This window comes from Wolbachia endosymbiont of Pentalonia nigronervosa (assembly GCF_014534705.1).
Lineage (GTDB): Bacteria > Pseudomonadota > Alphaproteobacteria > Rickettsiales > Anaplasmataceae > Wolbachia.
Map to the genome: position 1 here is coordinate 1 of NZ_JACVWV010000051.1, position 9085 is coordinate 9085.

Genomic DNA, 9085 nt, shown 5'->3' on the forward strand with positions numbered 1-9085 from the left:
ATGCTACAGTTAAGAAATACTACTATAAATCACATCAACAACTTAAAGAGCATCTTTATAGCTTCGTTATGGCCTACAATTACGCTAAAAGACTAAAAACTCTTAAGGGTCTCACACCTTATGAGTTCATATGTGATCAGTGGACAAAATTTCCTGATTTATTTATACTTCCATCACTCTTTGGGACCATACACCTAGAAAGAGAAGTAGTAGATGAAGATCTCTGTCGCTCAGTAGCTCCTTATTTCACAAATGCTAGGCTGACAACATTAACTATTCTTGGAAAGGGATGTAAATAAAGTTGTTGATTTGTTTATGTATCGATTGCCATCGATACACTTTCAACTGATACCATAAATAGATTGCAAAAAAGCTATTGCCTGTAAAATTTCTTCCTTAATAAAAGAAGTTTTGTTATCCTAAAATTTTAGGTATTTTAAAATTAATGAATATAAACAAAAATGAGTTTGCATTTCTTCCACTCGGTGGAGTAGGAAGAATTGGGATGAACGTTAGTCTGTATCACTATCAAGGCAAATGGATTATGATAGACCTTGGTATTGGTTTTGCCGATGAAACAATGCCAGGAGTTGATTTGCTAATCGCTGATGTAAGCTTTATCGCTAAAAGAAAGCAAGATCTACTTGGAATAATTGTTACACATGCGCATGAAGATCATTGTGGTGCAATTCCGCATCTATGGGAAAAACTGCAATGTCCTATATTTACAACGAAATTTACAGCTAATTTTATTAAAGAAAAATTAAAGGAATTTCGACTAGAAGGTACGGTGCCGATAAAAGAAATTGAAATGAATGGCACTATAGACCTTGCACCGTTTACTGTTGAGTTGATTAATGTCACGCATTCAATACCAGAAGCAAATTCAGTATTGATCAGTACTGAGGTGGGCAAAGCGTTACACACAGGTGATTGGAAATTTGACCCTAATCCAGTAGTTGGCGCAACTTCTAACATAAAACGTTTAAGAGAAATTGGTGAAAAAGGCGACTTACTTGCAGTAGTTTGTGATTCAACAAACATATTAAGTAAGCATTCTCCTGAATCAGAAGGTAAAGTTTATGATGATCTTTATAATACAATCAAGAGATCTAAAAAGTTAGTGGCTGTGTCGTTGTTTGCATCGAACGTTGCGCGAATTGAAACCATAGCTAAAGCTGCAAAAGCACTGAATAGAAAAGTGGTGTTGCTTGGAAGATCTTTGTGGCGAATAGTGAAAGTTGCACAGGATAGTGGTTATTTGACTGATTCTCCTGAATTTCTCGAAGGAAAAGAAGCAGCAAACTTGCCAAGAGACAAGCTTGTGCTTATCTGCACTGGTTGTCAAGGTGAGCCACTGGCAACAACTTCAAGGCTTGCAGCAAAAAGTCATCAAATCTTTAAGGTGCAACAAGGTGATACAATGATTTTCTCTTCAAAGGTTATCCCCGGCAATGATACTCGTGTGCATAATATGTTTAATGCTTTTATTGAAATGGGAGTGGAAGTTGTTACTGACAAAACAGAACGTATTCATGCTTCTGGACACCCAACAAGGGAGGAATTAAAGGAGATGTATTCTCTGGTAAAACCTAAGATTTCTATACCAGTACATGGTGAATATATTCACACATATGCACATGCAAAATTTGCTAAAGAATGCGGTGTAGCAAAAGCAATAACGATCAAGCCAGGAGATATTATTAATCTGGAAGATGGGAAAAAGGTTAATTCAATTGATGTTGATTATTTTGGTATTGATGGTAGATTATTGCGTTACCCAGAGAGTAATGTTATAAAAATGCGTCGCAGGATGCGAGATGCTGGCATAATTATAGTTACAGCCGTTGTGAATAGAAGAAATGCACTGCTTGCTAAACCTAAAGTATATGCGCCCGGTGTTTTTGAACTGCCGGAAGATGCATTTATCATACAAAAAATTATCGCAAAAGTTGAACAGGCGTTCAGTTTACAGCAAACAAAAAAGATTAAAAATAAGATAGAAAGCTCCGTACTCAGTGTTTTAAAGGAATATTTACTAAAAAAACCTATAGTCGAAGTTCACATAGAACAGGTGTAAATGAGAAAACATCACTATTTATCCGTCTTGATTTTATTATCTATTTCTTGTTTTGCACAAGATGTCTTATATGTTGATATCAGGAAAAAAGATACCCTATATGTTGATATAAAGAAAAACAGTACTGACAATATAAATCTCGTTGTTTCTGCAAGTCTATGTAAAACAGATCTGGAAAGTAAATTAAGTGAGAGAATTACAAAAGTCATTGAAAAAAATCTTTCTAATTGTGGCTTATTTAGTGTGAAACATAATTCAACAACTAATAGCGATGCATTAGTGACAATAAATTTAAGTGAAATGTCAGGTAGAAAGTTGAAGTTATCATTTAGCTTACTTGATGCTTTTACTAAAAAGGAATTAATCAGTAAATCTATGACCTTTTCAGAGAGAGAGTGGAGGGAAATTAGCCATCTTATTTCAGATATGGTTCACGATAGGCTAACTGGTGAGAAAGGGCATTTCAGCACAAAAATTACATATATTGCTGAAGAAAAAGATAGTAACTACAAATCTATACGTAGAATAGCTATTATGAATCGAGATGGAAGTAACATAAAATACTTAACAAATGGTGATAAATTTGTCTCGACGCCAAGATTTTCGCCAAATGGAAGAAGTATTGTTTATATATCATATGTAAATGGTAGAAGTTATATAACACTGAAAAATTTAATAGATAATACTGAGTCAGTAGTTAATGCATTTGAAGGAGTAATTTCTGCTCCGCGATTTTCCCCTGACGGTCAATCTCTTCTGGTATCTCACTCACTTGATGGTGCAACAAATATATTATCTCTAGATTTAAATAGTAAACGTACGAGTAAAATTACTAAAAATTCAGCTATCAATACCTCTCCTTCTTTATCTCCAGACCAAAATTACATGGTTTTCAGTTCTGACATAAGTGGCAGTCAACAGCTATATGTAATAGACTTAACTAAAAAGGAAAAAAGGCCTAAGAGAATTAGTTTTGGCAATGGAAGGTATGCAACTCCTGTTTGGTCGCCAAAAGGAGATTTAATAGCTTTTACAAAAATCCAATCGGGGAATTTTTATATAGGAGTGATGAACCCCAATGGAAAGGGAGAACTTATTCTTTCAGAAGGGCATAAAATTGAATCGCCGGCATGGTTGCCAAATGGTAGAGAAATTATTTTTACAAAGACGGAGTCAACAAACGACTCCAAACTATATTTAGTAGATTTAACCAATAAAGAACACAAAATAGTTTCTACTCCGACAAATGCTTACTTGCCAGATTGGTCTCATGTGTGAAAATATAAACCTTTACTTTCTTCAGCAACTTGACTTACTCTACTGAGACTGATCTCTGTATTAGTTTGCTTTTTAGCTTCTCCATGAGGCATTTGACACAACTCCCACTCTTCCTCTACTAAATCTGTATTAGACTGCTTTTTAGCTTTCGCAAGAGACAAGGCTAAGGCTTCCCCGTACCACTTCTTCTCAGTCAGAGTTGAATGCTGATTTCCGAACCAATTAACAATGGTGCGTTGAGCGCAACCTATAATCCCACAGTTAATAATATTTAACAATTTAACAGGGTAATAAAAGAGAGATACACTATTGTTTGATTTAAAATTACCTTCTTCCATGTTGTGAATACCTTTATAATAACCATCTATTTGATGTACAAAATGGTCCGGTGATTTTTCTACCCTTAATTGTGCACCTACATGAGCATAGCCGGTACAACCCTGTGGCACTGCTGGTACTGGGTCTTGCCGATGCTGAGTTACTCTAATAGTGTTTTCTCCAAGAACTTCATTATAACGCTCACTAGCAGTAAGGTCAAAAACTCGTGGGTCACCAAAAGTTGCAACATGTATATCTTGTGCACCTTCTGTTTTTTTTAGACATAAAGCAGCTACTTTTGCAAGAGCTCCTCCCATACTGTGACCAGTAAGATTAATTTTAAGGTCTTTAATTTCTAGATTTTGTGCTTTGGCCTGAGATTTAAGTATAGATTCAAGACCTGCAAAAGAACTTTCAAATGCGTTATAAAAACCTTTATGTACCCTTCCACCTTCAGGTAAAAATGCATGAACAGTGAAAAATGTATTTGCATCGGCTAACATATCCGGAGATCCCTGAGTACCACGATAAGCTATAGTGACTTCCTTGCCTTTTATAAAAACAAGACCAGCCTCTCTTCCATCAGGATAAAGAAATGAGGTAATATAATAACCTTCTTTTTTACTAAGCTCAACTCTAGTTTTGTATCCTGCTTTAGATAATTTTTCATCATCATTGCCATAAGTCATTTTGGAGAAGGTACACATCTCTAACAACTTTTCTTTATTAAATCCTGCTATCTCTGCAATACTTTTATTTATTTCATAACTAGATGCAGGAATACTTTTTTCTCGTGAATCAGGAGGATTAATATCTTCAATAATCTCAAATTCATCAACATCGCTTTCCTCTAGTGGATCAGAAGTAGGAACCTCTTCGTTATTAACAGTTTCATCTACTGGAGCAGAGACATCTTTATCACCGAGAATCTCAGATTTATCATCTTCTACTGAAGCAAGAGAAGGGACATTCTCGTTATTAATAGCTTCTTCTGCTGAAGCGTGAAGAGGGACATCTTCGTTATTAACAGTTTTTTCTGCTGCAGGAAGAGAAGAGACATCAACAATATCATAATCTGCTGAATCAAGGTGAGGGAAATCAAGAACCTCAAATTCTATTGAAGTAGTGGAAGAGATAGTAGAATTAAGACCTCCATCATCAAAAACTTCACTTGCTAAATTTTTGTTACTACCTTCAGCAACTTTACCATAAAGAAAATTTGTAAAACGCTCTAATATACCTGTCGTCATATGCTTACACTCACTACCAATAATATTATATTGTAAAATGGACTAGTTAATTTGTCAATCGATATTATTTTGACTATTTTAGTCGATGATAATTGACTTTTTTGCAACTTCGCATTAGTTTCAAAGGAGGTTTATGGAGAACATATGTTTAGAGTAGAGTCAGATAGCTTAGGAGAAATAAAAGTACCGAGTGAACATTATTGGGGAGCACAAACCCAACGTTCTTTGGAGAATTTTAGGATTGGTATAGAAAAAATGCCTGAGCCTTTGATAAAAGCTTTAACGATAGTGAAACTTGCAGCAGCAAAGATTAATATAAAATATGGTGCAATCGAAGAGCAAGTGGGAAATGCTATTTGTCAAGCTGCAGAGGAAATAATGAGTGGTAGATTTAGTGATGAGTTTCCACTTGTTGTGTGGCAAACTGGTTCCGGAACGCAAACCAACATGAATATGAATGAGGTGATTAGTAATCGCGCAATAGAAATTCTAGGTGGTCAGCTAGGAAGTAAATCTCCAGTGCATCCAAATGATCATGTGAATTATGGTCAATCGTCTAATGATACTTTTCCAACGGCAATGCATATTGCTGCAGCGCAGCAGGTGAATGAGTTACTCATTCCCAAGCTTAAGAAGTTACATAAAGCGCTAAGTGATAAGATGCAGGAATTTCAGAGCATAATAAAAGTAGGGCGTACTCACTTGCAAGATGCAACGCCTTTAACATTGGGGCAGGAATTTTCTGGCTATGCAGTGCAAATTCAAAAAGGAATAGAAAGAGTGAAATTAACGTTGAGTAACGTATATGAACTTGCACAAGGAGGTACAGCAGTAGGTACAGGATTAAATACAAAAAAGGGTTTTGCTGAAGATTTTGCTAAAGAAGTTGCAAAAATTACTGGGTTACCATTTATTTCAGCAAGTAATAAATTTGAAGCATTGGCAACAAATGATGCACTAGTTGAGCTGAGTGGTGCATTAAATACTATTGCTGTGAGCTTGATGAAAATTGCAAATGACATAAGACTCCTTGGTTCTGGACCAAGGTGCGGAATTGGTGAAATAATATTGCCAGAAAATGAACCTGGATCTTCAATTATGCCTGGTAAAGTAAATCCAACTCAGTGTGAAGCAGTGACTATGGTATGCGCTCAGATAATGGGCAATCACGTTGCTGTGACTATTGGTGGATCTAATGGCCATTTTGAATTGAACGTATTCAAACCGGTGATAATTTATAATGTTTTGCAATCTGTTAGACTTTTAGCTGATGCAAGTTTAAATTTCACGGAAAAGTGCGTTGTTGATATTAAAGCAAATAAAGAAAGGATAAAAAATTTGCTAGACCAATCACTAATGTTAGTAACTATACTAAATACACATATAGGTTATGATAATGCAGCAAAAATAGCAAAGCTTGCTTATCAAGAAAATATTACTTTAAAAGAAGCAGCCGTAAAGCTCGCATTACTCACTGCAGAGGAGTTTGAGGAAATAGTTAAACCAGAAAAAATGGTAAATTGATGAATTTATTTATCATTAATTTTGGTATCATTTGAATTAATTTGCTCTATTCTCGCATCTGCTAATATTTTTAACTTATCTCCATATCTATAGTAATTGCGTTTTATAGTATGTAACTCATATGCAGAGTCAAAATCCAACTTGGGATAATACGTGTGGTTAAAATCTTCTTTTTTATCTGCAGGAAATGCTAAAAAAGGAAGCAATGCTAGTAGTGAAATAAACAAGAAATTCATCATACCTGCAATCTATATTAAATATATTAATACTCTATGAATAGGCCTCTGATAAAACCTATTTCTGATGGCGGTTAAAATAAGATAAAATATGGTCATCTGTAGCTTGCTTTCCGCTGTAGGCCTGCTTATTTCTTGTTCTTTGCTAATGTTAAAATAGGTCTAATTTTTCATCCATCACACTTAAGTACAGAGAGAATTTACGGTTTTTTTAAACAATATGTCTAAAATAGCAGTCAATTGTGTAAATGTTATGTAAATGTTTTTGCTGTATTTATACAGAGTAGTATATTTGATTGAAAGTTAAAATATCATGAAGATGAAATACATATTTTAAATAAAGATCAGCAAAGATCAGTTGAGTTATATATGGGTAACAGAACAGATAAAGAAAACGTAGATAGTTGTGAAGATAAGTTATTGCAGCTTAAAGAGCGTCTAGAGGCAGAAACGGAAGCTGTTTCTTTGGATGATTACTTGATAAAAATTATGGAAGCTCCAAGCGGTAAAACAAAAAAGTGTGAAGTTTTAGAAGTTCTGGTAGATAAAGTAAGTAAGGAAAAGTTTGTAGTATTTCTCAACATACCTATTCCAAAATTGATTTGTGATGAGAGGGAAAGTGCAAGCGAACACTCAGATGTATTTGAGGAACAAGGCTCAGCTTCAACAACAAAAGAAGTTACGTCTCGAAGGAAGTCTAATGAAGATTCTCAAGGTTCAGCCTTTTTAGTGAAGGCATTGACGTATTATGTAGCAAATGAAAAATGTAGAAATAATGACAGTAATATCGATGATTTTTTGCAGTATATTACAAAATTGATAGAACTTGGTGCTGATTATAGAGGCCTACTCACGTTAAAAGAGTTATATGATAACACAAAAGTGCTAAATACAAGTGAAAGTAATAATGACGAATTAGATTGCTTTAATATCGCATGTTGCAAGCTCAAGGAGAATATCTATAAGTCTAAGGAGTTAAATAGAGGAAAAAAGCATCAATTTAAAGTTTTTATTGAAGGGGTTATAAGTAATGATAATCCATTGCTTATAGCAGTACTGCGTCAAGATAAACAGGTATTTAACACCTTCTTGAAGAAAGGTTATCCTATTAATCAATATTATAATGGTAATAATCTTTTACATAGCATAGTTTTGTTACCTGGGGAGCGTAAAGTGGAATCTCTGGAATTTATACTTGCCAATGTAGAGAAGAAAGAAGATATCATAGAAGCAGTAAAAGCTCAAAACAGTGAAGGCTTAACTCCTCTACAAGTATTATTGTCTGCCAAGATAAAGGCAGGAGAATCTGTGTTTAAATCTTTCGCTCCTCACAATTATAGTAATAATAACACGCCAAGATGTGCAGTAATGTTGTTAGCAAAATGTGGAGCAAATATTGATGATTTGGAATTCAATGTGGATGAAAGAGAGAAGGAGATTTATCATGGTTTATTAAAACAGTTAAAAAATTCAGTAGAGGATTATATACAATCAGGAACACTAGAAATAGATGTAAAGGAATTAGAGGCACTAAAAAGAGATATAGTAATGAAAGGTGAGTATATCATTGATGGTGGATTGCCTTTACATGCAGCAGTTCTCAAGAAGAATAAAGAGAAATTGAGGAACTTTATACAAAAAGGCTATGATCCCTCTACTCAAGATGAAAATGGTAATAATATCTTGCATGTAGTCGCTTCGATGCCTGGAAAGAAAAGAGCCAAATATTTGGAAATTATTTTGAGCGCTATTGATAAATCAGGGAATGAGTCTTTATTAAAAAAAGCAATAAATGGTAAAAATAAATGTGAGTTAACGCCTATACAGGTAGCGTTACATAGAAAAATAGAACAAATAGAGGATGGTGAAGGAAAGTTTATAAAAGCTTTTAATCCATACCCGAATCATTACACTTCTAATTTTTGTATAAAGTTATTACACAATGGAGCTGACAAAGAGCAATTAACATTAAGTGGGACATCGGTTCATAGTAAAAAATATTATGATGTCATCACGCAAGTAGAAAGCAAAATGGGCTCAGACATTACAAAAGATGCGATGAGCAAGCTCAATGGTCAATTTAGTAAGGCGAAAAAATGGAAAGAGATGACAGTAATAGTAGGATTAGTTGGATTTGCAATACTTAGTACTTTACTGGGAGATCTAGCAACTAAAGTTATGCTGTTATGTGTGATAGCCGTAGGGAGTGTTAAATAAACTGTGTCAAACCGAAAAATGATATATTAATGATATAAAAAATGGAGGTTTAACAAATGAAAGAAAAAAGAGCAAACAACTATGTTGGATTAGTAAACTATCAAGAATTAGAGACAAATATCCTGTCATCTATAAGAGAAGGTAAACCACTAACCGGAAGAGAAGGAGCACTGACACCTTTG

The 9085-nt window shown here is 34.5% G+C and carries 6 protein-coding genes and 2 pseudogenes; 6 read left to right on the forward strand and 2 right to left on the reverse strand.

Annotated elements, in window-relative coordinates:
• From IC220_RS05160 to IC220_RS05170, 3 genes and pseudogenes are all read left to right on the forward strand, one after another.
• Positions 1–198: pseudogene (locus tag IC220_RS05160) on the forward strand (IS481 family transposase); the annotation flags it as partial.
• A 247-nt stretch (positions 199–445) separates the two neighbouring features.
• A complete protein-coding gene (locus tag IC220_RS05165; protein WP_188153462.1) occupies positions 446–2080 on the forward strand; it encodes a ribonuclease J in 1635 nt (544 codons plus the stop codon).
• A 42-nt stretch (positions 2081–2122) separates the two neighbouring features.
• On the forward strand, positions 2123–3358 hold the full coding sequence (locus IC220_RS05170) for a protein TolB (RefSeq protein WP_410543329.1): 1236 nt from the start codon (positions 2123–2125) through the stop codon (positions 3356–3358).
• On the opposite strand, the gene IC220_RS05175 is transcribed toward IC220_RS05170, so the two are convergent.
• Positions 3349–4926: a lipase family protein gene (locus tag IC220_RS05175; RefSeq protein WP_188153464.1), complete on the reverse strand. Its 1578-nt coding sequence runs from the start codon at positions 4924–4926 to the stop codon at positions 3349–3351. The two genes, IC220_RS05170 and IC220_RS05175, sit on opposite strands and share 10 nt — an antisense overlap.
• A gap of 144 nt (positions 4927–5070) precedes the next feature.
• Here IC220_RS05175 and fumC point away from each other — a divergent pair, with 144 nt between their 5' ends.
• Positions 5071–6450, forward strand: coding sequence for a class II fumarate hydratase (gene fumC, locus IC220_RS05180; RefSeq protein ID WP_188153465.1), 1380 nt, complete (start codon positions 5071–5073; stop codon positions 6448–6450).
• A 5-nt stretch (positions 6451–6455) separates the two neighbouring features.
• On the opposite strand, the gene IC220_RS05185 is transcribed toward fumC, so the two are convergent.
• Complete coding sequence (locus IC220_RS05185; protein ID WP_188153466.1) at positions 6456–6689, reverse strand: hypothetical protein; 234 nt, start codon at positions 6687–6689, stop codon at positions 6456–6458.
• 366 nt (positions 6690–7055) lie between these two features.
• Here IC220_RS05185 and IC220_RS05190 point away from each other — a divergent pair, with 366 nt between their 5' ends.
• Positions 7056–8903 (forward strand): ankyrin repeat domain-containing protein, encoded by a 1848-nt coding sequence (locus tag IC220_RS05190; protein WP_188153467.1) that lies wholly within the window; start codon positions 7056–7058, stop codon positions 8901–8903.
• Between the two features lie 56 nt (positions 8904–8959).
• A pseudogene (locus tag IC220_RS05195) lies at positions 8960–9085 on the forward strand (IS256 family transposase); the annotation flags it as partial.

Excerpts from the sequence above, each read along its gene's own strand:
- IC220_RS05190 (WP_188153467.1), top strand. The coding sequence starts at position 7,056 with ATGGGTAACAGAACAGATAAAGAAAACGTAGATAGTTGTGAAGATAAG.
- fumC (WP_188153465.1), top strand. The coding sequence starts at position 5,071 with ATGTTTAGAGTAGAGTCAGATAGCTTAGGAGAAATAAAAGTACCGAGT.
- IC220_RS05175 (WP_188153464.1), bottom strand. The coding sequence starts at position 4,926 with ATGACGACAGGTATATTAGAGCGTTTTACAAATTTTCTTTATGGTAAA.
- IC220_RS05185 (WP_188153466.1), bottom strand. The coding sequence starts at position 6,689 with ATGATGAATTTCTTGTTTATTTCACTACTAGCATTGCTTCCTTTTTTA.
- IC220_RS05165 (WP_188153462.1), top strand. The coding sequence starts at position 446 with ATGAATATAAACAAAAATGAGTTTGCATTTCTTCCACTCGGTGGAGTA.